General features: G+C 35.9%; 24 protein-coding genes, 3 tRNA genes and 1 pseudogene. 19 read left to right on the top strand and 9 right to left on the bottom strand.

The features are described from left to right. The first annotated feature begins 141 nt into the window (after nucleotides 1-141). The 9 genes from hemF (at nucleotide 142) to sucD (ending at nucleotide 5,873) form a co-directional block, all read left to right on the top strand. A complete protein-coding gene (gene hemF / locus ACQH3L_RS00960) occupies nucleotides 142-966 on the top strand; it encodes an oxygen-dependent coproporphyrinogen oxidase (protein ID WP_425384863.1) in 825 nt (274 codons plus the stop codon). Between the two features lie 81 nt (nucleotides 967-1,047). After that, on the top strand, nucleotides 1,048-1,845 hold the full coding sequence (locus ACQH3L_RS00955) for a hypothetical protein (protein ID WP_425384862.1): 798 nt from the start codon (nucleotides 1,048-1,050) through the stop codon (nucleotides 1,843-1,845). A 50-nt stretch (nucleotides 1,846-1,895) separates the two neighbouring features. Further along, nucleotides 1,896-2,258 carry a hypothetical protein gene (locus ACQH3L_RS00950; protein WP_223823129.1) on the top strand — a complete coding sequence of 121 codons (363 nt, stop codon included), beginning with the start codon at nucleotides 1,896-1,898 and terminating at the stop codon, nucleotides 2,256-2,258. Between the two features lie 68 nt (nucleotides 2,259-2,326). After that, nucleotides 2,327-2,398, top strand: a tRNA-Glu gene (locus ACQH3L_RS00945). Nucleotides 2,399-2,426: 28 nt separating this feature from the next. After that, nucleotides 2,427-3,113 carry a 16S rRNA (uracil(1498)-N(3))-methyltransferase gene (locus tag ACQH3L_RS00940; protein WP_006279818.1) on the top strand — a complete coding sequence of 229 codons (687 nt, stop codon included), beginning with the start codon at nucleotides 2,427-2,429 and terminating at the stop codon, nucleotides 3,111-3,113. A gap of 218 nt (nucleotides 3,114-3,331) precedes the next feature. Continuing rightward, a tRNA-Pro gene (locus ACQH3L_RS00935) sits at nucleotides 3,332-3,405 on the top strand. A 199-nt stretch (nucleotides 3,406-3,604) separates the two neighbouring features. After that, nucleotides 3,605-3,805, top strand: coding sequence for a 30S ribosomal protein S21 (rpsU, locus tag ACQH3L_RS00930; protein WP_006279819.1), 201 nt, complete (start codon nucleotides 3,605-3,607; stop codon nucleotides 3,803-3,805). Between the two features lie 37 nt (nucleotides 3,806-3,842). Further along, on the top strand, nucleotides 3,843-4,994 hold the full coding sequence (sucC, locus tag ACQH3L_RS00925) for an ADP-forming succinate--CoA ligase subunit beta (RefSeq protein WP_425384861.1): 1,152 nt from the start codon (nucleotides 3,843-3,845) through the stop codon (nucleotides 4,992-4,994). A 3-nt stretch (nucleotides 4,995-4,997) separates the two neighbouring features. Beyond that, nucleotides 4,998-5,873, top strand: a complete 876-nt coding sequence (sucD, locus tag ACQH3L_RS00920) for a succinate--CoA ligase subunit alpha (protein ID WP_010963102.1) — start codon at nucleotides 4,998-5,000, stop codon at nucleotides 5,871-5,873. Nucleotides 5,874-5,881: 8 nt separating this feature from the next. On the opposite strand, the gene dapF is transcribed toward sucD, so the two are convergent. Both dapF and ACQH3L_RS00910 read right to left on the bottom strand, forming a co-directional pair. Continuing rightward, nucleotides 5,882-6,670: a diaminopimelate epimerase gene (dapF, locus tag ACQH3L_RS00915; RefSeq protein WP_006279822.1), complete on the bottom strand. Its 789-nt coding sequence runs from the start codon at nucleotides 6,668-6,670 to the stop codon at nucleotides 5,882-5,884. After that, entirely contained in the window at nucleotides 6,651-7,238 is a 588-nt protein-coding gene (locus ACQH3L_RS00910; RefSeq protein WP_425384860.1) for a nitroreductase family protein, read from the bottom strand. Before ACQH3L_RS00910 ends, dapF begins: the two co-directional genes overlap by 20 nt. Nucleotides 7,239-7,323: 85 nt before the next feature. Here ACQH3L_RS00910 and ACQH3L_RS00905 point away from each other — a divergent pair, with 85 nt between their 5' ends. The 6 genes from ACQH3L_RS00905 (at nucleotide 7,324) to petA (ending at nucleotide 13,306) form a co-directional block, all read left to right on the top strand. After that, nucleotides 7,324-7,851: a biotin transporter BioY gene (locus tag ACQH3L_RS00905; RefSeq protein WP_015589442.1), complete on the top strand. Its 528-nt coding sequence runs from the start codon at nucleotides 7,324-7,326 to the stop codon at nucleotides 7,849-7,851. Beyond that, a complete protein-coding gene (locus ACQH3L_RS00900; RefSeq protein WP_010082044.1) occupies nucleotides 7,848-8,237 on the top strand; it encodes a DUF1284 domain-containing protein in 390 nt (129 codons plus the stop codon). Before ACQH3L_RS00905 ends, ACQH3L_RS00900 begins: the two co-directional genes overlap by 4 nt. 168 nt (nucleotides 8,238-8,405) lie before the next feature. Beyond that, on the top strand, nucleotides 8,406-9,281 hold the full coding sequence (locus ACQH3L_RS00895; protein ID WP_425384859.1) for a tetratricopeptide repeat protein: 876 nt from the start codon (nucleotides 8,406-8,408) through the stop codon (nucleotides 9,279-9,281). A 505-nt stretch (nucleotides 9,282-9,786) separates the two neighbouring features. Continuing rightward, nucleotides 9,787-9,859, top strand: a tRNA-Val gene (locus ACQH3L_RS00890). Nucleotides 9,860-9,911: 52 nt separating this feature from the next. Continuing rightward, nucleotides 9,912-12,614: a DNA topoisomerase (ATP-hydrolyzing) subunit A gene (gene gyrA, locus ACQH3L_RS00885; RefSeq protein WP_425384858.1), complete on the top strand. Its 2,703-nt coding sequence runs from the start codon at nucleotides 9,912-9,914 to the stop codon at nucleotides 12,612-12,614. Between the two features lie 92 nt (nucleotides 12,615-12,706). Then, a complete protein-coding gene (petA, locus tag ACQH3L_RS00880) occupies nucleotides 12,707-13,306 on the top strand; it encodes a ubiquinol-cytochrome c reductase iron-sulfur subunit (protein ID WP_006279828.1) in 600 nt (199 codons plus the stop codon). Between the two features lie 18 nt (nucleotides 13,307-13,324). Here petA and priA read toward each other — a convergent pair whose 3' ends face one another. Further along, nucleotides 13,325-15,667: a replication restart helicase PriA gene (priA, locus tag ACQH3L_RS00875; protein ID WP_425384857.1), complete on the bottom strand. Its 2,343-nt coding sequence runs from the start codon at nucleotides 15,665-15,667 to the stop codon at nucleotides 13,325-13,327. A gap of 144 nt (nucleotides 15,668-15,811) precedes the next feature. Between priA and ACQH3L_RS00870 the strand changes: the two genes are divergently transcribed. Next, nucleotides 15,812-17,596 carry a hypothetical protein gene (locus ACQH3L_RS00870; protein WP_425384856.1) on the top strand — a complete coding sequence of 595 codons (1,785 nt, stop codon included), beginning with the start codon at nucleotides 15,812-15,814 and terminating at the stop codon, nucleotides 17,594-17,596. A gap of 72 nt (nucleotides 17,597-17,668) precedes the next feature. Here the strand turns inward: ACQH3L_RS00870 and thyX are convergent, their stop codons facing one another. From thyX to ACQH3L_RS00855, 3 genes and pseudogenes are all read right to left on the bottom strand, one after another. Next, nucleotides 17,669-18,523: an FAD-dependent thymidylate synthase gene (thyX, locus tag ACQH3L_RS00865; protein WP_425384855.1), complete on the bottom strand. Its 855-nt coding sequence runs from the start codon at nucleotides 18,521-18,523 to the stop codon at nucleotides 17,669-17,671. A 9-nt stretch (nucleotides 18,524-18,532) separates the two neighbouring features. Further along, the gene (gene murA / locus ACQH3L_RS00860; protein ID WP_006279833.1) at nucleotides 18,533-19,810 is read right to left on the bottom strand and encodes a UDP-N-acetylglucosamine 1-carboxyvinyltransferase; all 1,278 of its coding nucleotides are present in this window, start codon (nucleotides 19,808-19,810) and stop codon (nucleotides 18,533-18,535) included. A 155-nt stretch (nucleotides 19,811-19,965) separates the two neighbouring features. After that, nucleotides 19,966-20,739: pseudogene (locus ACQH3L_RS00855) on the bottom strand (CPBP family intramembrane glutamic endopeptidase). On the opposite strand from ACQH3L_RS00855, the gene ACQH3L_RS00850 reads away from it, so the two are divergent. Beyond that, nucleotides 20,648-20,872, top strand: a complete 225-nt coding sequence (locus ACQH3L_RS00850) for a hypothetical protein (protein WP_010082031.1) — start codon at nucleotides 20,648-20,650, stop codon at nucleotides 20,870-20,872. The pseudogene ACQH3L_RS00855 and the gene ACQH3L_RS00850 overlap by 92 nt on opposite strands. A 40-nt stretch (nucleotides 20,873-20,912) precedes the next feature. Here the strand turns inward: ACQH3L_RS00850 and ACQH3L_RS00845 are convergent, their stop codons facing one another. The 3 genes from ACQH3L_RS00845 to acpP are packed head-to-tail and all read right to left on the bottom strand — an operon-like array spanning nucleotide 20,913 to nucleotide 22,587. Continuing rightward, complete coding sequence (locus ACQH3L_RS00845; RefSeq protein WP_255322260.1) at nucleotides 20,913-21,038, bottom strand: hypothetical protein; 126 nt, start codon at nucleotides 21,036-21,038, stop codon at nucleotides 20,913-20,915. Between the two features lie 3 nt (nucleotides 21,039-21,041). Continuing rightward, complete coding sequence (gene fabF, locus ACQH3L_RS00840) at nucleotides 21,042-22,313, bottom strand: beta-ketoacyl-ACP synthase II (protein ID WP_010082030.1); 1,272 nt, start codon at nucleotides 22,311-22,313, stop codon at nucleotides 21,042-21,044. Between the two features lie 13 nt (nucleotides 22,314-22,326). Continuing rightward, on the bottom strand, nucleotides 22,327-22,587 hold the full coding sequence (gene acpP, locus ACQH3L_RS00835) for an acyl carrier protein (protein WP_006279836.1): 261 nt from the start codon (nucleotides 22,585-22,587) through the stop codon (nucleotides 22,327-22,329). Nucleotides 22,588-22,732: 145 nt separating this feature from the next. Between acpP and ACQH3L_RS00830 the strand changes: the two genes are divergently transcribed. Both ACQH3L_RS00830 and ACQH3L_RS00825 read left to right on the top strand, forming a co-directional pair. After that, nucleotides 22,733-23,740, top strand: coding sequence for a polyprenyl synthetase family protein (locus tag ACQH3L_RS00830; RefSeq protein ID WP_425384854.1), 1,008 nt, complete (start codon nucleotides 22,733-22,735; stop codon nucleotides 23,738-23,740). Next, nucleotides 23,733-24,674 carry an FKBP-type peptidyl-prolyl cis-trans isomerase gene (locus ACQH3L_RS00825; RefSeq protein ID WP_010963087.1) on the top strand — a complete coding sequence of 314 codons (942 nt, stop codon included), beginning with the start codon at nucleotides 23,733-23,735 and terminating at the stop codon, nucleotides 24,672-24,674. Before ACQH3L_RS00830 ends, ACQH3L_RS00825 begins: the two co-directional genes overlap by 8 nt. Nucleotides 24,675-24,684 lie beyond the last annotated feature (10 nt).

The raw sequence follows: 24,684 nt of genomic DNA, 5'->3' as shown, positions 1-24,684 counted from the left end.
TGTACATACGAAAATGTTCTATTATATTGATTTAATTATTATAGATTTATTAACGTCTTTGATAGATAATTATCATCCAAATCTAATTAAGTTCCTTAAATATCAGATATAACAATGTTAATAAGCTAGCAAGAGGGTATTATGGAAAAACAAAAAACACAAGCATTTAAATGGTTCTGTGCACTAAGAGATAAGATTATAGAATCTTTCTTATTAATTGAAAAACAATCATCCGCAGAGCCAAAAATCGAAAAGAGAAAGTGGGATCGCCCAGGTGGTGGAGGTGGTGAATCTACAATTATTTTTGGTAATGTTTTTGAAAAAGTTGGAGTAAACGTTTCAAAAGTACACGGAAAATTTGCAGATTCAGCCATTAATGAAATTCCTGGTGCAAGTGAAAGTAACGGAGAGTTCTGGGCAAGCGGTATATCTTTAGTGTCTCATATGCAATCGCCACTTATCCCTGCAGCACATATGAACACAAGGCTGATATATACTTCAAAACAATGGTTTGGTGGAGGAATGGATTTTACGCCAGTATATAAAAATGAAGAAGATTGCAAGTATATTCATGAATCAATCAAAATGACATGTGATAGATTTGACACCGGATATTATCCAAAATTTAAAGAGCAATGTGACAACTATTTTTTCTTACAACACAGAAAAGAGCCGCGTGGTATTGGTGGCATTTTCTATGATAATCTGAGTTCTAGCAACTGGGAAAACGATTTTGAGTTTACAAAAGCAGTAGGTGAAGCCTTTTTGGAAATTTATTTGCACATCATACGTAAACATATACAAAAATCTTGGACAAAAGAACAACGAGAAAATCAATTAATAAAACGTGGCAGATATGTAGAATTCAATCTGTTATACGATCGTGGCACAAGGTTTGGTTTAATGACTGACGGCAATCCAGATGCAATTATGATGTCAATGCCACCACTTGTTAAGTGGTCATAGAGAGCTGCTATTAGTAGAAAATAAATCATCATAGTTTAAAATTGTACCATGGTAGTGAGCTTTTATATAGGGGGTATAATCATGGGCATAATAGATAATTTTTTAATTAAATCTGTCAAAAACAATGACATAAAAGGTGTTAAACTGACTCTAATTCTCTATGATGCATTAAATAGTTTTAGAAAATTCTTTTCAAAGACTATGTCTCTCAAGAATACAGGATCATTTGATATAAATAATAATCAAGCTTTAAATCAGGCTTTAGGACATGCTACAGATCACAAAATAATGGAATTGCTGATTAATCGTGGAGCTGATATCCACTCAATAGATGAGAATGGAAAGAATGTTATAATTCGTGTTATTGAGAGTTTAGCAGAATCAAAAAATCTAAAATTGGATAGTGAGAAAAACTTACCAGCAGAGATAATTCTTCACCCCACAGTTTCCTTTTTACTAGGAAAAGGCGCAGAGTATTATTCTACAGATGATTTGAATGTTGAAGCTATACAACAAAAACCTACTAGAACCTCTGAATATGAGCCAATAACTATGTACGCTGAGGTGAACAACAATGTAATACCACCTCAAAAACCTTCTAGAACTTTTGAGTATAAGCCAAAGAGCACTAATTATGATGCTTTGCCTTCAAAAGAGCCAATTTACGCTGAGGTGTATGATGCTAAGGTTAGTAACTCATTAGGGGAGAATGGTTATTTGAGTGTATCAGAAGAATCTATTTATGCTGAAATATATGATTCACATAAAAAATCCACTGAAAATTTATCATTGGAAGATAATGGTTATTTGAGTATATCAGAAGAACCTATTTATTGCACTATAGATGATCTTTCAGAACAAAAAAGCCTACTAGCCTAAAACAGAAAGAGCCAGAACAGTCGTCAGAACCTATTTATGCTAGGGTAGATTTGTCCAAGAAAAGAGCAGAAAGAAAAGCAAAAGACATAAAAGCTAATTCTGGAACTTGCCATGGGTTAGTGCAAGATAAAGTGAATGATTGGCAAGTGAAGCTAAATGAGCTAAGTGCTAATAAGTCGATAAGTCAGCAACAGACTAATGATCAAAAAATTAAGACCAAGGCTGGCTTTAGTGTAGAAGAAATAAGGCAGAAATATGAGCGTAGAGATTCTGGCTACGATTCTGGCTATGATTCCGATACAAAAGTTGAACAACAATTAGAATTAGCTCCTAAATCTGAGATAGGTTCAGTGAGTATTGAGCATGGAGTAATAGGAGGCTGTCGATATAAGATTACTGATATATCCCTCTAACTATGTGATTCAAAATAATTGAATTGACTTTATATATGTAATCGATATAACCTAGTTAGATTCAAGTTGACTCTTTCGTCTAGTGGTTAGGACACCACCCTTTCACGGTGGTAACACGGGTTCAAATCCCGTAAGAGTCACTCAAGTAGAATATAATTAAAGTTTTGAATGGGAAAAATTAGGCTCTATGTTGAAGAAGCTTTATCACAAGGCGTGAGTTTAGCACTTAATCCACAACAAAGTCACTATATTTGCAATGTAATGCGGCTTAAGAAGTATGATAATCTCTCTCTTTTTAATGGAAAAGATGGAGAATGGTTAGGAGAAGTAGTTAATATATCGCGTAAATTGACAGAAGTTACACCCAAAGAATGCACTAAACAACAGCAATATGAGGAAAATTTATACCTGTATTGTGCCATGGTAAAAAGTGCTGCTTTGAACAACATAGTAAGACAGGCAACTGAAATGGGAGTAATCTGCATTCAATTTATTTCAACGGAACGTACAGTGGTAAAAAATATTAACCTAAGTAGAGCAAAATTACAAGCAATCGAAGCAGCGGAACAATCAGGTAGGATAAGTATACCAGAGATTTTGCCTCCTATTAACTTTTGTGAGTTACCTGATTCCCAGAGTAAAAATTTTGTTTTGTGCGATGAAACAGGTAAAGCTGACAAAGTGCTGAAAGGCAAAAAAAATGTTGCTATTATTGTTGGCCCTGAAGGTGGTTTTTCATCTTATGAACTTGATCTTGCCGATAAGTTTTGTCAAAAATTGAGTCTAGGAAAAAGAATTTTAAGGGTCGATACTGCTGTAGTTGCTGCACTCACTTTCACCAATTGGTGTAGCTAGATTTTTAAATATGACTAAGGTTTGGGTCATAAAGAAATCTGGTTCAGTGTTGCGCGCACAAAAACCCTGTAGACTTTCTACGAAGCAGTCTGTTGTTAAAGAGGAGCTAATAAAAAACATATTCTAAGATAATATTAAATCTCATATTATATTTTTTCTAAAGTAAACAAATGAATCTTGCATTTTGCCTGAGTTATTGATACTCTGAGTAAAGAAGTCGGGGCGTAGCGCAGCCTGGTAGCGCATTTGGTTTGGGACCAAAGGGTCGGGAGTTCAAATCTCTCCGCCCCGATGTTAGTATAATTGTAAGAACGCTGTAACATAAGAGCAATCTCCATCAGTAAGCAAGTAGCTGACACTGGAATGACATTATTTACCATGTAAATTATGGCATATTACATTTTAACGCTCAAGTTTATAAAATAATTGACAATGTTAATTTTCTAATTTATAAATAGATTTTGAAATGATTACCGAAGGAGGTATAGAGTTTGATAGAAGTATCAGTCCATTATGGTGATGTAGACAGAGCTCTTCCAGTATTGAAAAAAACAATTCAAAAGGAAGGAAGAGGGTTGAAAATGAAAAAACAATATCATGAAAAAAAATCAGAAAAAAGAGCTAAAAAGAAAGCTGAAGCTAAAAAAAAGAGGTACCAACAAGAGTGCAGAAGGCAACGTTATGGTTGGTAGTTTGTACTCAAGTTAATAGTTTATCATTGGTTATTTTATGAATATTCACGAATATCAAGCGAAAGAAGTTTTGCATAAATTTAATGTCCCAGTGCCAAAAGGTTTTGTTGCTACATCTGCAGAAGAAGTAAAGACTCAAGTAAGTCAATTAAAATCTGACGTGTTTGTAGTTAAAGCTCAAATTCATGCAGGTGGTAGGGGTAAAGCCGGTGGCGTAAAGCTAGCAAAGTCAGTTGAAGAAGCTCAACAGTTTGTAAAGGACATGATTGGTATGACTTTAGTTACTCATCAAACAGGGCCAAGCGGGCAGCAAGTAAGAAAAGTGTACGTTGAAGAAGGCTCAAGCATTAAGAAAGAGTATTATTTAAGCCTGGTAATCGACCCGAAGCTCAGTAGGCCAATATTCATATTTTCCTCAGAAGGTGGAATGGACATCGAAGAAGTGGCAAAAAATTCTCCTGCAAAAATTGTGAAATTTGATATTGATCCTGCTACAAGTTTTGATAGCAGCAAGTTAAGCAGCAGTTTTCATTTGAGTCCAGAACAAATAGAAAAGATATCGAACATTGCAAGAAAAATATATGATGCGTTTATTGCAACTGATGCGAGCCAAATTGAAATTAATCCACTGGTTGAAACAAATTCTGGAGATTTTATTGCGCTCGATGCAAAAATTAATTTCGATGATAATGCTTTATATCGTCACCCAGAAATTATGGAACTTCGTGATTATGATGAGGAAGTGAAAGAAGAGATAGAGGCTTCAAAGTATGGGCTCAGTTACATCAAAATGGATGGCAGTATTGGTTGCATGGTAAATGGTGCAGGTCTTGCTATGGCAACAATGGATATAATAAAATACTACGGAGCAGAGCCTGCTAACTTTTTGGATGTTGGTGGTGGAGCGAGTAAAGAAACTGTAACTGAAGCATTTAAAATCATATTGTCTGATAGCAACGTAAAAGGAATTCTGGTTAACATATTTGGTGGTATAATGCGTTGCGATATTATCGCAAGTGGAATTGTTGCGGCTGCAAAAGAAATGAGCATTAAAGTTCCTCTAGTGGTTAGATTATCAGGTACTAATTTTGAAGAAGGAAAAAAAATTTTAGAAGAGTCAGGATTAAATATTATTGCTGCAGATGAGCTAGATGAAGCTGCGCAAAAGATAGTAAAAGAGGTAAAATAAAGCATGTCCGTTTTAGTAAACAAAGATACAAGATTAATATGCCAGGGTTTTACTGGCGCACAAGGCACATTTCATTCAGAGCAAGCAATTGATTACGGAACGAAAATGGTGGGAGGTGTAACTCCTGGAAAGGGTGGGAGCACTCACCTTAATTTACCGGTTTTTAATACTGTAGCAGAAGCCAAAGAAAAAACCGGTGCAAATGCTACAGTTATATATGTACCTGCTAAATTTGCTGCTGCTGCAATACTTGAAGCAATAGATGCAAAAATAGAATTGATAATTTGTATTACAGAGGGCATTCCTATACTTGATATGGTGAAAGTTAAGCGTGCGCTTATCGGCTCAAAAAGTCGATTGATTGGTCCCAACTGCCCGGGAATTATTACCCCTGAAGAATGCAAAATAGGAATTATGCCTGGCCATATCCATAAGCGTGGACACATAGGAATTATGTCTCGCTCCGGAACTTTAACTTACGAGGCAGTAGCACAAACAACCGCTGTTGGTCTTGGTCAATCCACGTGTATCGGAATTGGGGGGGATCCAGTTCATGGTATAACATTTGTCGACTGTATGGAGCTCTTTTTAAAAGATAACGATACTCATGGTATTGTAGTTATTGGTGAAATAGGTGGAAACGAAGAAGAAGATGTATCACATTTTGTGAAAACAGAAAAAACTAAAAAGCCAATCGTTGGTTTTGTAGCAGGCCAAACGGCACCTCCAGGAAGACGTATGGGACACGCTGGAGCAATCATCTCTTCCAGCGGTGGAAGTGCTGGTGCAAAACTAGAAGTTATGCGGAGCGCTGGAATTGCAATTGCTGAAACCCCTGCAGTAATTGGTAAGAAGGTATTGGAAGTAATGCATCACTAGAATTAGGGTCACAAAAACCCTATATCACCGGTCATGAATACGTTATTTGCCCATTCGATTAATAACTTGCCTCCTGGTAAATTTACTGAAGTCTGTTGGGCAACCAGATATCCACGTAGTGTGGATGCAACAAGTGCTGCACAGGCTGCACTACCGCATGATGCAGTAATGCCTGTACCTCTTTCCCAAACTCTTAAAGCTATTTCTCCAGACTTTTCAACTTGTGCAATACTAACATTAATTTTCCGAGGAAATAATGCGTGATTTTCTAGCTTTGGTCCTAAATTTCGCAATGGTATTTCACTTATGTTATCAACAAAAAAAACTATGTGAGGATTGCCAATATTTACTGCAACAGGATCTTTTAGCATTTCAAGCTCTATAGGTAAGTGAAGAGTGTCACACTCAGTAGATAAGGGAATTTCATGCCATTTTAGCAAAGGTTTACCCATGTTAACCTTTATGGATTTATCACCCACTTTAAAACACTCTAAAATGCGTTTGCTTGTTAGCTCAATAATGGAGTATTCAGCACCTTTTTCTGACATTATCAAATATCCAACACAGCGTGCTGCGTTTCCGCACATTTCAGCTCGACTGCCATCAGCATTATAGATATGCATAAAACAGTCTGCAGCATTAGACATTGTTATAATTATCACTTGATCACAACTGCTTTGATCAGCAATTTGTCTATGGTTCCAGTCTAAATTGTTTGTTGAACGTGAGTCTATGATAACGAAATTGTTACCAGTGCCGTGCATTTTGATAAAATTTTCAGAATTTTGGCCACTCATCATAAAAAAATATTTCTTCTATTGGTCTTCTTTTCTTCTTACTTGTTTCAGCACCCTCTTCTTCGTAACCAACCGCTATCACTGACATTACGTTAAAGTCATTGGGTATATTGAACTCTTTCACTATTTTATCTCTATCAAATCCACCCATTTGATGGGCCATTAAGTTCATAACTGCAGCTTGTAACATAAGTCCATAATTCGCTGCACCAGTATCGTGATTAGCCCAAAAATTTTCACCTTTATCAGATTTGCGGAAATTCTTAGCGCTTAAAGATATGATTAACACTTGTGCATCTTTTACCCATTTTTGATTAGATTCATCAAGGCAATTTAGCAGCTTTTCCCATGCGCTTTGATTGTTCTGTTTGTTGCATATTACGTATCTCCAGGGTTCATCACCAAAACATGAGGGAGTCAGCCTTACAGCTTCCATTAAAATATCCATGTCTTCCTGAGATATTGCTCTTGTAGGATCGTATGAACGTCCGCTGTGTCTTGCTTTCATCAACGATAATAGATCTTGTTTACTCATCATTTTTAATTTAATAGTGCATAAATAATTCATTGTAGCACAATATAAGCAAAATTTAAATTGCAAAACCTCTCATACACATATATTACATTTAATAAGTTATTTTTATTGGGAAGGTATGTTTATAACACAATCTAGCAGCAGATCAACACTGGCTGAAATATTGTCTTGCGTTTTACTTTTATTCTTGATGGCTCAAATAAGTATACCATTGCAGCCTGTGCCTATCACATTGCAAACTTTAGGAGTAATGCTTATTGGGCTTAAATTTAACCGCAGAACAGCATTCTATTCTGTGCTTACATATCTATCACTTGGTGCAGCAGGATTGCCTGTTCTTGCAAATTTTTCTGGTGGTTATCACGCTCTCCTTGGACCAACAGGTGGATATTTAATTGGCTGTTTAGCTGCTGTTATGGTAATGAGCAAAGTAAATGAATTACTGAACTCTAAATATAAATCATTTGTGTGTAATTCTTTAAGTTGTCTGGCTGGTACAGTTGTAATCTTTATTTGTGGTGTTAGTTGGCTTGCTGTTTACTTGGGTCTGGGACAAGCAATAATGGTGGGTGTTTTACCATTTATCCTTCCTGGTTTGATAAAAATTTTTCTACTTGTAGCAGCTTTGCAATATTTGAAAAAATGATAAAATTTCGCCCTCATCATTTTATGTGCACCCTCGCGTTTCGGGGATATGGGTATTCTCAGGGTTTTGTAGAAAATTATAGGAAGATAGCAAGTGAAGTGGTTAGTACTCAAATCGAAGTAGTTGGTAACCTTGATAGTATTTGTAGTGCTTGCCCAAACCAGACTAAACAAGGTAAATGCACCGAACAAGCTAAAGTTTTAGAGCTAGATAGAAGGCATATGGAAATTTTAGGAATTAAAATTGGCGAGACTTTGACCTGGAGTGAAGCGGTAGAAAAGATTAGGGAGAAAATGTCTTTAGAGAAATTCGAGTACGCATGTGAGGGGTGCAACTGGCAGCCATATGGAATATGTAAAAATGCCCTTTTAAATCTACAAAGGTAGTTGACAAAATGTTAAGATAAATTGAAGCATTTTTGTGGAAATAAAGCGAAATATGGAAGACAAAAGATAAATGCATTCTGAAAGGCTACACAGCATGTTCGTCCCGCTAATTAATAATATCTTTATTATTGTATGAGATAGGTAATTTAGCATTTATGAATTTGTAATGTGTTGCATATAGCTCAAAGAAATAAGGTTTACTGGTCACACGCTGCAGCCAATGCCACAACACTAGGACCTATGTTTATCTGCATGTTAATTTGCGTTGTGATTTTATGGAGGTCTTCTGTTACCTATGCTAGTGAAAATTTGGAGATACAGAAGGCTTTTGATAGTGTTGTCAAGCATATAAAAGCTGATAAAAAATATAAAGATCTTGATGTTATTGAGAGAAAAAGTGATAAATTTAACATCAAAATTGCGCAGAATTCTGGCAAGAGTTTTGACATATACTCTACTTTAAAAAAAGCAAAAGATTCCTTTGAATCAGGAGATAATGAAACAGCTATTTCTCTCCTTAATCAGATCATTGCAAAGTTTCCTTATCATAAAAATGCTTTAATTGGATTGGGAAATATTTATTACGCTAATAAAGAATACAAAAAAGCTGTAGAGATTTACACAAGACTGTTAAAAGAACACCCTAGTAACCCTTACATATTAAAAAATTTTCTGACGATAATCTCACAATATAATCCTGATCTGGCGTTGAGTGAAATGTTAAAATTGTATGATATACATAAAAATTATGCTCCTTTATTAGCAAATTTAGGCATGATCTATATGAAAAAGGAGGATTATGTAAAAGGTAAAGAGTATATGATAACTGCTATTTCCCTCGATGAAAACAATATTTTTTATACTTATAATTTAGCTGTTATTCTAGATAAACTTTCAGATTTTCAAAATGCTACAATATTCTACTTAAAATTGTTGAACATGGCTACAACTTCGAAAGATGTGAGTGAAAAAATACCTTTATACAAAGTGACAGCAAGACTAAAATTTATAAAACTTCACAGCACGCACTCAAAGATTTCATAAAAGCTTATAGCTCACCTAAATCTAATTTATCGTATCTGTTCAAGGGAGTGGCTAATGTGCAAATATTGAAGCAAAGTGTGTGAAACACAGATGTACGAACATTTGTTTGCAAAGGTAATTTACACAACAAATGCATAACTGTACGAACATTGTGATTTTGGCCCATCAGGAGGGTGTCATCCCAGTGCTTGACACTGGGATCCAGGAATTTTATTAAGTTGGCGAGCATAAAAATAGCTGTTTTATGTAAAAATACAACGTTTTAATGATTATGAAAAAGCTGGATTCCAGTGTCAAGCACTGGAATGACACCATTCTTTTTTCTGGATCCCAGTGTCGGCTACTTGGATGACACCATTTATTGTAAGGACTTACCTCACATTTACTCTATGATTATCTTTTTAGATCACCTTGTCTACCTATTTTGCCACTCTGCTGAACGGATACAATTTATTGCTATTTTTGTTTACAATAATAATATTGAGCTATAGAATTAGATCTAAAGGGGCAATTAGCTCAGCTGGTAGAGCATCTCGTTTACACCGAGGAGGTCGGCAGTTCAAGTCTGTCATTGCCCATTTGCTTAACTGAATGTTAGTATTATTAATTACTTCAATTAAAGTATAGAAAATGCAGGATAATATAGTACCAATCTCAATAGTAAAAGAGCTGGAAGATTCTTATCTTTCCTACGCAATGAGCGTTATCATAAGCCGGGCTATACCTGACGTGCGGGATGGATTTAAACCTGTTCACAGGCGCATATTATATGCAATGTCAAGAGCTGGATTCGATGCCGGTAAGCCATATAAAAAGGCAGCTCGTATAGTTGGGGATGTAATGGGGAAATATCACCCACATGGTGATGCAGCTATTTACGATTCCTTGGTTAGAATGGCCCAAGATTTCTCTCTTCTTTTACCACTTGTTGATGGGCAAGGTAACTTTGGTTCGATAGATGGAGATCCACCAGCTTCAATGCGATACACAGAAGCAAGACTTCAAAAAGTGTCGCACTTTTTACTGAATGATATTGATGAAGATACAGTTAATTTTAGGCCAAACTACGATGGAAATGAAACAGAACCAGTTGTGCTGCCTGCAGAGTTTCCGAATCTATTGGTAAACGGTGCAAGTGGTGTTGCAGTTGGTATGGCAACCAATATTCCTTCTCATAATCTTGGAGAAATAATAGATGCTTGTATATTATATGTAAATAATCCTGAAGTTACTTTGGATGAGTTACTTGAAGTGATGCCAGGGCCGGATTTTCCAACTGGGGGAACAATTCTTGGAAGGTCTGGAATAAGATCAGCATTTGCAACTGGTCGTGGATCAATTGTTGTGCAAGGCAAGACTCATATAGAAGATCTGCCACAAGATAGGCAAGCAATAGTGATTGATGAAATACCTTACCAGGTAAATAAAGTAAAATTAATTGAGAAGATAGGTGAGCTTGTAAAAGAAAAAAGAATTGATGGTATAACAGAAATTAGGGATGAGTCCGATAAGTCTGGTATTAGAGTAGTAATTGACCTCAAAAGAAATGCTGAAGCAAGTTTTATACTTAATCAAATATTGGGGCTAACTCCACTAAGAAGTAGTTTTAGTGTTAACACTTTAGTGCTCAATAACAACAGGCCTGCTTTGATGTCATTGAAAGAAATCATAACTGCTTTTGTTGATTTTAGAAAAGAAGTATTAATCAGGAGAACAGAATTTCGTCTAAGAAAAACGAGGGAAAAAGCTCATATATATATAGGGCTCTACATTGCGGTCCTCAGCATAGATGAAGTGATAAAAATCATCCGCGGTGCAAAAGATCCTGCGGAAGCAAGTAGAGAACTTTTAAATAAAGAATGGAAAACTTCGAATGAAATCAATACTATTATCGAGTTGATTTCAGATAGCGCAAGCTTTTTGAAAGATGGAGTGTATAGATTAACTGAACTACAAATTAAAGCTATCCTTGATATGAAACTGCAGCGTTTAACAGGCCTTGAAAAAGACAAATTAGAAGCTGAGCTAAGTTCAATGATCAACCTGATAAAAGAATATATCGCTTTTCTTGGCTCAGGAGAGAAGTTGATGAAAGAAATAAAAAACAATCTACAAGAAATAAAGAACAGATTTGCTGTGCCGCGAAAAACTTCAATAGAAGAGTCAGACGCGAACATTGAAGCTGAAGATCTAATTCCACAAGAGGATATGGTGATAACCGTAACTATGAATGGTTATATCAAGCGTGTAAAACTTTCTCACTACAGAACTCAGCGTCGTGGTGGAAAAGGAAAGCTAGGACAGGGATTAAAAGAAGAGGATGTAATCACAGAATTATTTGTTGGAAATACCCATACTAGCTTTTTATTCTTTTCTAACATTGGTCGAGTTTATAGATTAAAAGTTTATAAGTTACCTCTTGCAGAGCCAACCGCACGTGGAAGAGCACTTGTTAACATATTTCCGCTTAGCGATGGTGAAACTATAACTAATATCATGCCATTGCCAAGTGAAAATGACGAAAATCAAAACATAGTTTTTGCTACTGCCTATGGAAACATAAGGCGTAACTCCTTAGCGGACTTTCACTATATTCCAAGCAATGGAAAAATAGCAATAAAGCTCGATGAAGGAGACAAATTAGTATCGGTTAAGGTATGTAATGAAATTGACCATGTTTTACTTTCAACAACGCTTGGAAAAAGTATCAGATTTGTTGTAAGTGATGTGCGTCAATTTAAGAGTCGCAATTCAGATGGCGTAAGAGGTATCAAACTTGTAAAGAATGACAGCGTGATATCCATGACCATATTAAATGGGATAGGTGTAGCAACAGAAACAAAAGAACTTTACTTAAAAGTTCCACTTGCAAAAAGACTGGGGACTGCAATTAATAACTCCATTGATTCTAAATTGGAAAAGACTTTGAATGATTTAGGAATAGATAACGAATTATTCTTAAAACTTGCAGTGAATGAGGAGTTTATAGTAACTATTACTGAAAATGGCTTTGGTAAAAGAACTTCTGCGTATGAGTATAGAGTAACTAACAGGGGTGGTGTTGGTATCACCAATATTCTTACTACTAGCAGAAACGGTAATGTTGTTGCTAGTTTTCCAGTTGAGCAGGGTGATAATATAATGCTTATTACAGATAAAGGAAAGTTAATTCGCATTTCGGTCAATGAAATTAGAATTGCAGGACGCAGCACTCAAGGAGTCACTCTGTTTAAAACAGAAAGTAGAGAAAAAGTGGTGTCAGTAGCGAAAATTGAAGATCCTGATTCCACTGAAGATAGTATTTTTGAAGTTGAAAACTCTATCGCTTCTTAACCGTAGTATAGGTTAAACAAAAAGCGCAAGTTTTTGTTGATTAATACGCAGTATTTAAATTAAAATATATACTTATGGCTAAGTAAAGATCAATGGACAAAAAATTAACTAAAAATAAAAAACCACTGGCAGACAAAGAGGATAAAAAAACACCTCCTGTTAAAGATCTTACTAAAAATAAGAGTAGGAGAGATTTTATAACATTAACTACATGCGCTATGGCAGGTATAGGAGCTGCAAGCGGACTTTGGCCACTGGTTAAATCTATGAATCCTTCTGCTGAAGTTCTAGCAACTTCCACAGTGGAGGTGAATTTGTCTGGAATTCAGGAAGGACACGGAGTAAAAGTAAAGTGGCAAGGTAAACCAGTATTCATTCGTAGACGCACAAAGCAAGAAATTGAGGCTGCAAGAGCTGTGAATGTGAAGAGCTTGAGGGATCCTCAATTAGATGAGCAGAGAGTATACGAAGGAAAAGACGAATGGTTAATTATGCTTGGAATATGTACACATCTTGGGTGTGTACCGGTTGACCACGCTACAAGAGATGGTAATGGTTGGTTCTGTCCTTGCCACGGTTCATATTATGATACATCAGGTCGAGTAATTGGGGGTCCTGCACCGAAAAATATGGCTGTACCTGATTATTTTTTTCTCAGTGAGAATGTTGTGGTAATTGGCAAGAAGGCTTAACGAATATAAATAAACTCGTTAAAAAAAACTCACAGGATCAACATCTATTATCACTGCAATACTCGAATTCAAGTTACAATTTTTAATCCAATATTTCAGCTTTTTTTGTATGGATAGACTATGCTTATTGTGTATTTTTAATAATACCCTATACCGATACTTATTATTTAAAAAATTTATCGCTGCTGGTGATGGGCCAAGAATTTCAAATTCCTTTTTGTCTACACCTACATTTTTTTCCTGGATACAAATAGTTGAGCTACTTGAATGACAGAGAAGAGATTTTACTATTTCATTCGCTGCTTTTTGTGTTGCAATCTGATTCTTACCACAGATTATAAGCGCTATTAATCTGCTAAATGGTGGCATTTTGGCTTCGCGTCTTGACTTAAGTTCGATTTCATAAAATGAGTCTCTTTTTTGATGCAGCAATGCTTTTATTATTGAACTTTCAGGATTATTGGTTTGCACTATTACCATTCCTTTTTCATTAAACCTTCCTGATCTGCCTGCAACTTGGTGCAATAATTGATACGTCTTTTCCGCTGCTCTCAAATCAGAATTTTCGAGACTCAAATCTGCATTCATTACTCCAACCAAAGTTAATTTGGGAAAATTGTGCCCTTTAGCAATTATTTGTGTGCCGATTATAATGTTCACCTCTTCTTTCAATATCAAGTCAATTACGTTACTAACCGACTTCTGATCGCTGCTTATCATCGCAGTTTTTGCGTTTGGTATTAATTTCACCATTTCTTCAAGCAACCTTTCAATTCCTATGCCGTAGAGGGACAATGGCTGTTCACTTTGGCAATTAGAGCATTTCTCTGGAAATTTTAATTGATAAGAGCAATGATGGCACAAAAGAGCATTTTTTTTCTTGTGATATGTAAGCCAAACAGCACAATTTAAGCAGGAAATTTTATATCCACACTTTTTACAAATTGCCAGTTGTGCATACCCTCTGCGGTTTAGAAAAAGCATAACCTGCTGTTTTTTCTCTATGGTTTGTTTGATGCTTTCAAAAAGCTCAGAGGAGATCCATTGCTTGTTGTTCCTCATATCTACTACTTTAATGAGTGGCAATTCTGCACCACCAAATCGTTTAGTTAGCTTTACATGATTGTAATTCCCGTTTTTAACATGATGAATCGTTTCAAGCAGTGGAGTAGCTGATGATAAAATAATCGGAATATTTTCAAATTTGGCTAAGATTATCGCCATATCTCGAGCATTATATATAATTCCCTGTTCTTGTTTAAAAGATGAGTCGTGCTCTTCATCAACGATAATCAATTTTAGGTTTTTATAAGGCAAAAAAAGTGCTGATCGTGCACCAGTAATTATCTGCGCATTTCCACTTGCTATATTGAGCCAATTATTCCGGCGAGTTTTTGGAGTGAGTCCTGAGTGCCATTCAACTAAGTTTTTTGATATCTGACCGCGAACACGATTTACCAATTGTGAAGTTAAAACAATTTCAGGTAGGAGGATTAAAATTTGTGTATTACCTTCTCCTGATGTCATTTCAACATATTCTGGTGTCATACTAGTACGTGGCAAAGACGGTATGCTAAATGTTACAGTGGGTTTTGCCTTGAGTATAAAGGTGTCATTCCAGCGCTTGACACTGGAATCCAGGAATTTTGATTGTAAATTAGGTATTGGTTTTAAGTTAAAATAAACATTTGTAATGAGGTTATATGAAAAACTGGATCCCAGTGTCAGGCTACTCGGATAACACCCTCTTGGTAGACCCAAATCACAATGTTCGTACAGTTGTGTCTCTGGGCACTGGGATGGTAAAGTCTGAGCAGCATTTGGAACGGCAGTGTAATTCTTAATCAATTGTGCAATCACAGAGAGATAAACTTCCGTTTTTCCAGATCCTGTCTCACCATCAAGCAAAGTCACTGAATACTCATTCAAACTGCTGATTATTTTATCACTAGCTACCTGCTGTTCAGGGCTTAATTGGCAACTTATTTCACTTATTTCCTGCTTCTGCTTAGCACAAACCAATTTATCTATGTGATTTACTTTTAACACTCCTCCCATTATCACTTTGGCAAGCATACCAACAGGTATTAAGTTATACTGCGCAACCCACTCTGCAAATGCGATCAATTTTGGTCTAATATTTGGTAAATCAATTTTTTGCTCAATAAATTTTAATTCTCGGTTACTTTTATCACTGTATTTCCAAACTATTCCGATTAAGCGTTTTTTGCCAAATGGCACCACTACGTAATCTCCAAGTAAAATCTCAGTATTTTCCTCAATTGCATATGAAAATAACTGATCAATTGGAAGTGGTAGTAATACGTCAACTGTTTTTGCCATAGTGATTGAGTTTAACATTGTTTTAAAGAGCTTGTAACTTTATTAAGCTTGGCAATATAGATGAATCGGTACAGAGAAAATCTTAACGTTTAACACATTTTTCATAGTACAGACCGTATGATTGATAAATAAAATGATTTATAGAATTTGTGGAGGCTACCAATGGTCAACGACAAGATTACTTTGAACTTTGAAATAGAAAAAGGCGAACCTATAGATCGATACTACTTTTCTGCACATATAAAGCTTACAGATGAAAGCAAAAATCTTTTGCGCGAGAAGCTTGGCAGTACAATTCAATTCGATAATCTAGATGATCACTTCAATCTTAACCATGAGAATTTTTATATCTACTACAACAAATATAGTGAGCACAATGGTAGAAGTGAGCTACACGTTAGGGATGATAACGGTAAATATTTAACCTCCAATCTTCCACTTAATTACTATGGATTCTCAATGGAACTATCACCTGACGGAGCGTCAATTGCAGATTATGGTTTTTATCCTCTGTATGCAATCTATAACCCAAATCACTATGATAAAGCAAAGGAAAAAGTATTTGATGATCACGGTGAATTGTCACCAATTGCATCAAATGTGTTAGATAATTTTTTAAGCAACACAAATAGCTTAACCACACAAGATATATTACAAAATGTATTCTCACAACTGCAGAAGAAAGCTGATGAAGAAGCAGAAAGATTGGCAAGAGAGAGAGAAGCAGAAAGACAAAGGGAGGAAGAGTTAAATGAAAAGAACGAGGAGTTAAAAGAACTTGTAGAAAAGGATGAGATTAAAATATTCAAAGTGGTAAAAGGTAATGATTTAGGTAATGGGCATTCAGCAGTAGTTTTACAACTTGATGGGGAAGAAGGTGACAAGATACCTCTCGACTCTAGTAAATACTACATAGCAGAGTATAGACACCACCCAGAATGGGAAGGCGATGAATATTTAAATTTTGTTAGCCCTGATAGTGATATGCTGGTTAATTATGAAAACTTATTTTTTGTGCTCAATCAAAGCTCCTACTCAGACTTTGAAAGTGGGTTTTATTCAGAAAACAGAACCGATCCCCATAATTATGCTAAATATTCAAAGGAACCATATTTGAGTGGTGACCAGCTATCTGAAAAATTATCTAATGAATTGGAGGAAGATAGCAATCAGATAGGTACTGAATTTACAATTGATGATGAGCAAGTAGACGAAGAAGTTGTGGTAGAGAGTGAAGCCAAGTCTGGGGAGAAAGGAACGGTTGGTGAGGATAACGCAAAAAATACTATACAGGAAGAAGAATCTAACTATATAGATCAAATGCAAGCGGATGATAGCAGCAGTTATAAACCAGCTTTGCAAAGCAATCGTGATGATTATGCTGATACGAAAAAAGCTCTGCAGGAAAAATTGCATGGAGATGAAATACACAAGCAAAGTAATGAGAAAGCTCAAAAAGATATAGAAGTAAAAAAAGTAACTGTGGAAACTGACAGTAGCAGTAATAAGACTGAAAAACAAACAAAACCAACAGAAGATAAACAAGAAACTGTTATGGCAAGTGTGATAGAAAATATGGATAAAAATTCTGATATTGAAGCAGAAACTTCTAACAGTGTTGCAAATTCACAACATCCCTTAAAAATAAAGACAGGAAGTCCTCTTGAAGTGGGAAAGTATAAGGTGGAGCTGCAAGTGACATATGATGATGTAAAGAATTTTTATGATACCGTACGTGGTAAATATCATGCTGGCGATGGATATAACTACGAACAAGTAATGGTTTTATATAATGAAATTGTTAGGCCCGCTCACAATCATCATTACGAGCTGTTTACTCTTGATGAAGCACATGTTGCTAATGATCACCTGTTTATCAAGGGTCAGGATTTTGGAACTCTAAATGATTTTAATGAGATGTTCTATAAAAGTGATGAGTTAATGTGATGTAAAAAGCAAGATTCAATCTGGTGAACGAGAGTTAACTGACAGAGGAGATTGACACGTATGCCTTTATCTTTAAGATTGTTTATCAAGTATAGACATCAGCTCGCCCCATTCTCTTTTACCAATATTACTTTCTTCTCTAGTAACGTTTTCCCCTTTAATTAATTTGCGAATTATTTCTAGACCAGTTCTTGAAATACAGGCTGATTCTAGGCAATATTCAACAAAGGCATTGTAGGCCAGTGGAACCCATTTTTTTATTATATCCAGCATAACTTCTGCATAAACTCTGATTTCATATTGGGCATGCTTATCAGCTCTAAGCTTCAAAAAATGAAGGAGATTATGCAGATCTATTTTCCAATAAAATTGCGTGTAGTAATTAAGCATTAGGTTAGTTCTGGCAATTTCTCTTGCAAGCCCCTGCTCAATAAATTTTTCATAATGAGAATATACTAAATTAGAGTCATTTATTAGAGAATCTATTATTTCCTTTGAGGTATCTGGATCAAAAGCTTCCCCGCTACCTTGTTTATTATTGTCAGATTGTTTTGCAACTTGTTCTGGTTTAGGTGTATAAAATTCATTATCAAGTATTGAATACCTTGCTGAATATTCATTCACATTTGCAGTTCTATGCCTTACCCATTGCCTTGCAACAAAAATTGGAAGTTTCACGTGAAACTTAATTTCACACATTTCAAATGGAGTTGTATGATGATGTCTCATTAAATACTTTATAAGTGCTTCATCCTGACTTATCTGTTTTGTTCCCTTGCCATAAGAAACACGAGCAGCTTGAACTATAGCGCTATCAGAGCCCATATAATCCACTACTCGAATAAATCCATGGTCTAATACCTTATGTTCTTCATATAAGATTGCATCTATTTCTTTTACTATAGTTCGTTTGGTTGCTTCATTCATAAAATATCCTCAAGACGAAATGGAGATATCAGCTCCACATGAATTGAGTTTTTCATGCATTGCTTCATATCCTCTCCATAAATGATGTGAATTGTTTATTATAGTTTCTCCACCGGCTACCAAAGAAGCAAGCACCAAAGCTGCTGTTGATCTTAAGTCAGTAGCATATAGATTAGCTCCAGATAAGCTTTTTATTCCACTTATAGTAGCTTTGCTTTTCTCGATGCTGATATTAGCACCTAACTTTCTCAATTCATCTGCATGTGTAAATCTGTTTTCAAAAATGTTCTCTTCAATTACTGATATCCCATCAGCGATGCACATTGCAGACATCAGTTGTGGTTGCATATCACTGGGAAAATTGGGGTATGGATCTGTCGCAACGTTAGCAGACTTAATAGAGCCATTTTTTCTGGAAATAACAATGCCTCCATCATACAGTTCAACCATAGCTCCTATAGTCTCCAACTCATTTGTAATACACCTTATATCAGATAGATTTATTCCTTCCAACTCCAACTTACCACCGGTTATTATAGCAGCTAGTGCATAGGTGCCTGCTTCTATGCGATCTGGTATTATTTTATGAACACATCCATTTAGTGCTTCAACTCCTGTTATTATGACCTTTGTATTATCAATTTCAATATCAGCACCCATTTTCTTCAGAAAATCTATTAAATCAAGAACTTCCGGCTCAGTTGCAGCATTGTTTATTGTTGTCACTCCTTCTGCAAATGTTGCTGCCATTATTACATTTTCTGTTGCGCCAACACTTATTTTCTCAAATGTGATTTCTTTTCCTTGTAGCTTTCCTTTCACTGTTGCAATTATATTATAGCCGTCAATTTCAATTTTAGCTCCCATTTCTTCTAATGCTTTAATATGCATATCAACGGGACGCTTTCCAATGTTGCATCCACCAGGAAATGCTGTTCTCGCTTTGCCAAATCTGCTAAGCATTGGACCCAATATTAGAAAAGAAGTTCTTAGCTTACTTGCGGTTTTATATGGCATCACGTGATTGTTGATATTGCTGCAGTCAATTTTCAAAGTATGGTTCGCTTTATAATTTTTATTGTGCATAAAGTTCACTTCTGCTCCAAGACTTTCAAGCAACTTAGACATTAGATGCACATCAATTAAATCAGGTACATTATGCAAAATTACCGGGGAGCTACTTAATAGACTTGCTGCCATTATTGGTAAAACAGCATTTTTTGAGCCATTAATCTTGATTTTTCCGACCAAAGGTTTGTAGTTATTTCTTATTAATATCTTGTGCATTTAATTAGATATAAAGTATAATTCATTAGTTTATTGAAGTCTTACTAAGTATAATAGATTGACCGTAAAAGGCAAAATTTGCTTTTTCTTCCTCATCATCCCAGTGTCATGCTACCTGCATGACACCTGATGCGAATTGCCCCCGAAATTTTATACTATGAATTACTTAAATGACGCTCTCGAGCTTTATCAAACCAAATAACACCAATTGCAACAATGAAATAACCAGCTGCTCCTAATGTAAGGCGAATTACTGCATCGAAAGTTGACAGAGGAGGAGACGGCATTAGAATGCTCAAAACACTATACACAAGATTATTTGTTGCATGAGCAATAGTTACTGGCCAAATCGAGTTGTCTTTTTCAAACAACTAGGTAAACATTATAGACATTGCACAAATATAAAGGGTATAAGCACAAATAGTCGGGAATGTAAAGCCATCCTTCCACAAAGCTGAGCCAGCAACCACATAAGTTGGTATGTGCCATACTGACCAAATAATACCGACAATAATTGCTCTGATATAAAAATTTGATATTTTGCTTTTAAGATTTTTCAAAAGATAGCCACGCCAACCGATCTCTTCACCAAGAGACATAATGATCCACATCACAAAGGTTGATAATAAAACAAATAACATCACTAATGGACTCAAAACTGCACTCAAATCCTTTACACGGTCTAACGTAAAAGACTCTCGGAAAAATGAAAAACCGCAATAAATTGACAAAAGACCATTGGAAATTAGCATACTTACCAGAATAAGTATAAACCCTAATAGACAGTTTTTTGGCGAACTAAGTTTAAAAAGATCCCTTACCTTCTGTTTATTATAAATGGTTAGCAAAATTGCAACTGAAGCCGGAACAAATGTTGTTAATAATGTTATGTCTTTGAAAGGTAAGCACCAAGCTATAATGCACGTCAAAAAATATGTAATTACAACAAATAATGTACAATTAATAGTGGTTAAATTCATGCATACGCCCATCAATTCCTTTTCTGCATTATTGATCTTTATTCATAAATTGTCAATAAAATACTTCTTCAGGGATGAATAGAATATTTTTTCTTTTTGAATTGCTATTGATAGTTTAATTTTTATATGTATTCCCTTTCACAACCGTTTGTCATCCCAGTGTCACGTGCTGGGATGACAGTAGGAGAGCTGCTTGCATGACAAGAGGAGGGTACTGGAATGACAAGAGGAAGACACTGGGGTGACATCAACTAAACTTGTCCAAATATGAGCGATGCATTAGTGCCACCAAAACCAAACGAATTAGAAAGTGCATATTGAATTTTATGCTCCTGAGCTTTAAACGGTACAAAATTTAAATCACATCCTTCTGAAGGCTTGTGTAAATTTAAGGTTGGCGGAATAATTCCATTATTTAACGCAAGAATACTGAATATTGCTTCAACGCTCCCTGCAGCACCAAGTAAATGTCCTATAGAAGATTTAGTTGAAGAAACAGGTATTTTATAAACGTAGTCACCGAATAACTGTTTCATTGCTATTACTTCAATTTTATCTCCAAGTGGCGTTGAAGTTCCATGTGCATTGATATACCCTACTTGATTGGGATTAATTTGTGCGCTCTTTAAAGCAAGCTGCATTGCCTTAAATGCGCCTCTTCCTTCTGGATGTGGTGCTGTAATGTGGTGCGCATCTCCTGTGAGTCCGTACCCAACCAGTTCAGCATGTATTTTTGCCCCCCTTTTTTTCGCATGTTCGTATTCCTCCAGCACCAATATACCTGCTCCTTCACCCATAACAAAACCATCGCGTTCTTCATCCCATGGCCTTGAAGCTTCTTCCGGTTTATCGTTAAATTTAGTTGATAACGCCTTCATAGATGCAAAACCTGCAATTCCAACTCTACACAGTGCACTTTCTGCTCCACCTGCAATCATAACATCCGCTTCACCAAGTTTTATAGTTCTTGCTGAGTTTATGATTGCATGCGCACCTGTTGCACATGCGGTTACTGCTGAATCGTTTGGACCTGTAAATTCGTATTTAATAGAAATATGGCCAGATATCAAATTTATTAGACTTGCAGGGACAAAAAATGGACTGACACGTCTGGGCCCTTTTTCCTGCATGGTAATAACATTTTCCTGAATTGACGGAAGACCACCTATACCAGAGCCAATAGTCACACCAACACGTTCCCGATTGATATTTTGGCTTTCCAAAATTAATGAATCATCTACTGCCTGAATAGCTGCTGCAATACCGTAATGGATAAAACGATCTGTCCTTTTTGAGTCTTTCTCAGAAATATAATCTAGTGGATTGAAATGGTGCTCAATGTTGTCTGATTGCAACGGCACCTGCCCTGCAATTTTGCAAGCAAGATCAGAAGAGTCAAATCTATCCGTATTGATTGCTTTTATGCCAGACTCACTTTTTATTAGCCTTGACCAAGTGTTGTCAACATCTGCCGCTAGTGGAGTGATTAAACCAACACCAGTGACTACTACTCTTCTGCTCATTTAACACTAACTATTAGCCTTTTTTATTATTAATGTACTCAACTATTTGCTCCATAGTTTCCATTTTTTGTGCGTCTTCATCTGGAATTTCTATTCCAAACTCTTCTTCTGCTGCCATGATGATTTCAACTGCATCTAAGCTGTCTGTACCATGCTCCGAAAGCTTTGAAGAGCTGTTGAATTTCTCTACATCCTTACTAATATGCTCTAGTATAATCTTTTTCACTTTTTCTTCTATGTCTTCTCTAGTGCTCTTTGCTAGTTCGCTATTCACATTTCTTACCAAAAAAATAACCTATTCTTTGATGTTATAAAAAATTTTTATGTTTGCAATATCTTTTATAACTGGTAAACTACAGTAAAGTTTTCTACTGCCCTAGCTGGCTAGCGTTACGTGCTAAACAATTAACAATTCAAAAATGCTAGACGAAACAACAAAAAATTTGCTTATTGTAGAAGTAAATAAACTCTTACCCGAAAATAGCGAGAATAAGCTTATATCAGCTATGCGTTATATACTCCTTGCTCCTGCAAAACATATACGCTCCTTTTTAGTCGTAGCTTCATCGCGAGTGTTTAACGCGGAAGCTAAAAAAGTAATATCAGTTGCTGCAGCAATTGAATTTGTTCATGCTTACTCTCTAATTCACGATGATTTACCGTGCATGGACAACAGTGATACTCGCAGAAGCCAGCTAAGCTGCCATAAAAAATTTGATGAAGCAACAGCAGTGCTTGCCGGAGATGCACTACTTACTCTGGCTTTTGAGGTATTATCTTCGTTAAATGAGAAACGCTGTGAGATCATAAAAGTTCTTTCTCAGGCAATAGGAATTAGGGGAATGGTGGGAGGACAGGCTTTAGATATTAACAGTGAGCATATAGATTTTAGCCCCCAACCCTCTGTCATTCAAGTAGCGGACACTGGGATCCAGAAGGCTTTGCCTACAAGCATTTCGTGCAAAAAGCCATGCGATAGTGGAGCTGAACATGAAATGGATTCCAGTGTCAGCTACTTGCATGACACCCTTTCTACCTTAAAACTACAACATTCGTACGGCTGTATGTATGACGCTGGAATGACGTCGGGCCAAGCTGATAAAATAAAAGAAATTCATTTGATGAAAACCGCAAAACTATTTGCAGCTTCATGTGAAATAGGTGCTATAATAGGGGGTGCTACAGACAAGCAACGTAAAGCGTTATATAACTATGGAATAAATCTAGGGCTTATCTTTCAAGCTAAGGATGATATTGAAGACTACGAACAAGATAAAACAAATAATCTTATGTCTGTGCTTGGTAAAAGTGAAGTAGAGGACTATATAGACGGCCTCTTTAAACAAAGCTTGGATAATTTGAGTGCGCTTTCAGGGGATACTAATTATTTATATGATTTATTGAATCAAGTAAAGAAAGATGGTTAGAAAAATTATATTACAAATGCTTATTTCCGTAGTAATGATTCTCACTTTAACTTCTGCTTTTGTGTTTACTATTGTCTATATAAACAAAGGTAAACCGGAAAAAAAGGACAAGCTTTATGAGATAAATGCCACGCATGGTGGTTTGATACAGACGATAGCACATTACCTAGTGAAGCCAATACTTGAATCAGCACTTGACCGCTATATTGAAAAGCATGGGCTGACAGAATATTTAGAAGAAATAACGCAGCAAAAGGAAGAAGATTCAATAAATTTTTATGAAATTACTGAAGGCAGTGGCAGCAAGGCTTTTTGTGGCCTGGAAGTCCTATTGCAAATATATAAAATTTCTAATAATAACTCAGCAACACTCCCTAGCAAAGTTTCTGATGTTACTTTGAAAATAGGTCAAGATGACCTAAAAGAAGTGAGTTTAGGGGTAATAGGTATGAAAGAAGGCGGAGAGCGTGTAGTTACTATTGCCAATGAGAACAAAATGAATTTTAATTCTTATTACGTCAAACTGATCGAAGTAAAGGATAAATATCCCGACTCAGTAAATAATCTGATGGTTTTTAATGACTTAATTAACAAGACTGGAAAACAAGTAAGGTGCGGTGATGAGATATCGGTTAAATATAGCGTAAAGGAGCATAATGGGGAATATATAGTCAAAGATCAAACAGTGCAATTTAGGGTTGGCGATAAAAAAATACCACTTGCTATAGAGCTTGGAGTTGTGGGAATGAGAGCTGGTAATAAAAGAACTATTCTTTCTCCGCCTGACCTTTTGACTATTACTGACGATATGTTAATAAAAGACATAGATTATGATGAAGAAAATATCTCAATAATTGACTTAAGCTTAGATGTTAAGCAAGAGGTCGCAGCACACCATTCTACTGTTGAAAAACAGCCTAAAGAATATAGCTGAAATTTTAGGT

The sequence above is a fragment of the Wolbachia endosymbiont (group A) of Sturmia bella genome, from assembly GCF_964030905.1.
Classification (GTDB): Bacteria; Pseudomonadota; Alphaproteobacteria; order Rickettsiales; family Anaplasmataceae; genus Wolbachia; species Wolbachia pipientis.
The sequence above is the reverse complement of the archived record's forward strand: the minus strand, read 5'-3'. Positions and strand labels throughout refer to the sequence as shown.

Excerpts from the sequence above, each read along its gene's own strand:
- ACQH3L_RS00940 (WP_006279818.1), top strand. The coding sequence starts at position 2,427 with ATGGGAAAAATTAGGCTCTATGTTGAAGAAGCTTTATCACAAGGCGTG.
- gyrA (WP_425384858.1), top strand. The coding sequence starts at position 9,912 with ATGCAGGATAATATAGTACCAATCTCAATAGTAAAAGAGCTGGAAGAT.
- ACQH3L_RS00830 (WP_425384854.1), top strand. The coding sequence starts at position 22,733 with ATGCTAGACGAAACAACAAAAAATTTGCTTATTGTAGAAGTAAATAAA.
- sucD (WP_010963102.1), top strand. The coding sequence starts at position 4,998 with ATGTCCGTTTTAGTAAACAAAGATACAAGATTAATATGCCAGGGTTTT.
- fabF (WP_010082030.1), bottom strand. The coding sequence starts at position 22,313 with ATGAGCAGAAGAGTAGTAGTCACTGGTGTTGGTTTAATCACTCCACTA.
- ACQH3L_RS00825 (WP_010963087.1), top strand. The coding sequence starts at position 23,733 with ATGGTTAGAAAAATTATATTACAAATGCTTATTTCCGTAGTAATGATT.
- murA (WP_006279833.1), bottom strand. The coding sequence starts at position 19,810 with ATGCACAAGATATTAATAAGAAATAACTACAAACCTTTGGTCGGAAAA.
- ACQH3L_RS00845 (WP_255322260.1), bottom strand. The coding sequence starts at position 21,038 with ATGTCACCCCAGTGTCTTCCTCTTGTCATTCCAGTACCCTCCTCTTGT.
- ACQH3L_RS00870 (WP_425384856.1), top strand. The coding sequence starts at position 15,812 with ATGGTCAACGACAAGATTACTTTGAACTTTGAAATAGAAAAAGGCGAA.
- ACQH3L_RS00850 (WP_010082031.1), top strand. The coding sequence starts at position 20,648 with ATGGTTAGCAAAATTGCAACTGAAGCCGGAACAAATGTTGTTAATAAT.
- hemF (WP_425384863.1), top strand. The coding sequence starts at position 142 with ATGGAAAAACAAAAAACACAAGCATTTAAATGGTTCTGTGCACTAAGA.
- ACQH3L_RS00900 (WP_010082044.1), top strand. The coding sequence starts at position 7,848 with ATGATAAAATTTCGCCCTCATCATTTTATGTGCACCCTCGCGTTTCGG.
- sucC (WP_425384861.1), top strand. The coding sequence starts at position 3,843 with ATGAATATTCACGAATATCAAGCGAAAGAAGTTTTGCATAAATTTAAT.
- thyX (WP_425384855.1), bottom strand. The coding sequence starts at position 18,523 with ATGAATGAAGCAACCAAACGAACTATAGTAAAAGAAATAGATGCAATC.
- petA (WP_006279828.1), top strand. The coding sequence starts at position 12,707 with ATGGACAAAAAATTAACTAAAAATAAAAAACCACTGGCAGACAAAGAG.
- ACQH3L_RS00905 (WP_015589442.1), top strand. The coding sequence starts at position 7,324 with ATGTTTATAACACAATCTAGCAGCAGATCAACACTGGCTGAAATATTG.
- priA (WP_425384857.1), bottom strand. The coding sequence starts at position 15,667 with ATGTTAAACTCAATCACTATGGCAAAAACAGTTGACGTATTACTACCA.
- ACQH3L_RS00955 (WP_425384862.1), top strand. The coding sequence starts at position 1,048 with ATGGGCATAATAGATAATTTTTTAATTAAATCTGTCAAAAACAATGAC.
- dapF (WP_006279822.1), bottom strand. The coding sequence starts at position 6,670 with ATGAGTGGCCAAAATTCTGAAAATTTTATCAAAATGCACGGCACTGGT.
- ACQH3L_RS00910 (WP_425384860.1), bottom strand. The coding sequence starts at position 7,238 with ATGAATTATTTATGCACTATTAAATTAAAAATGATGAGTAAACAAGAT.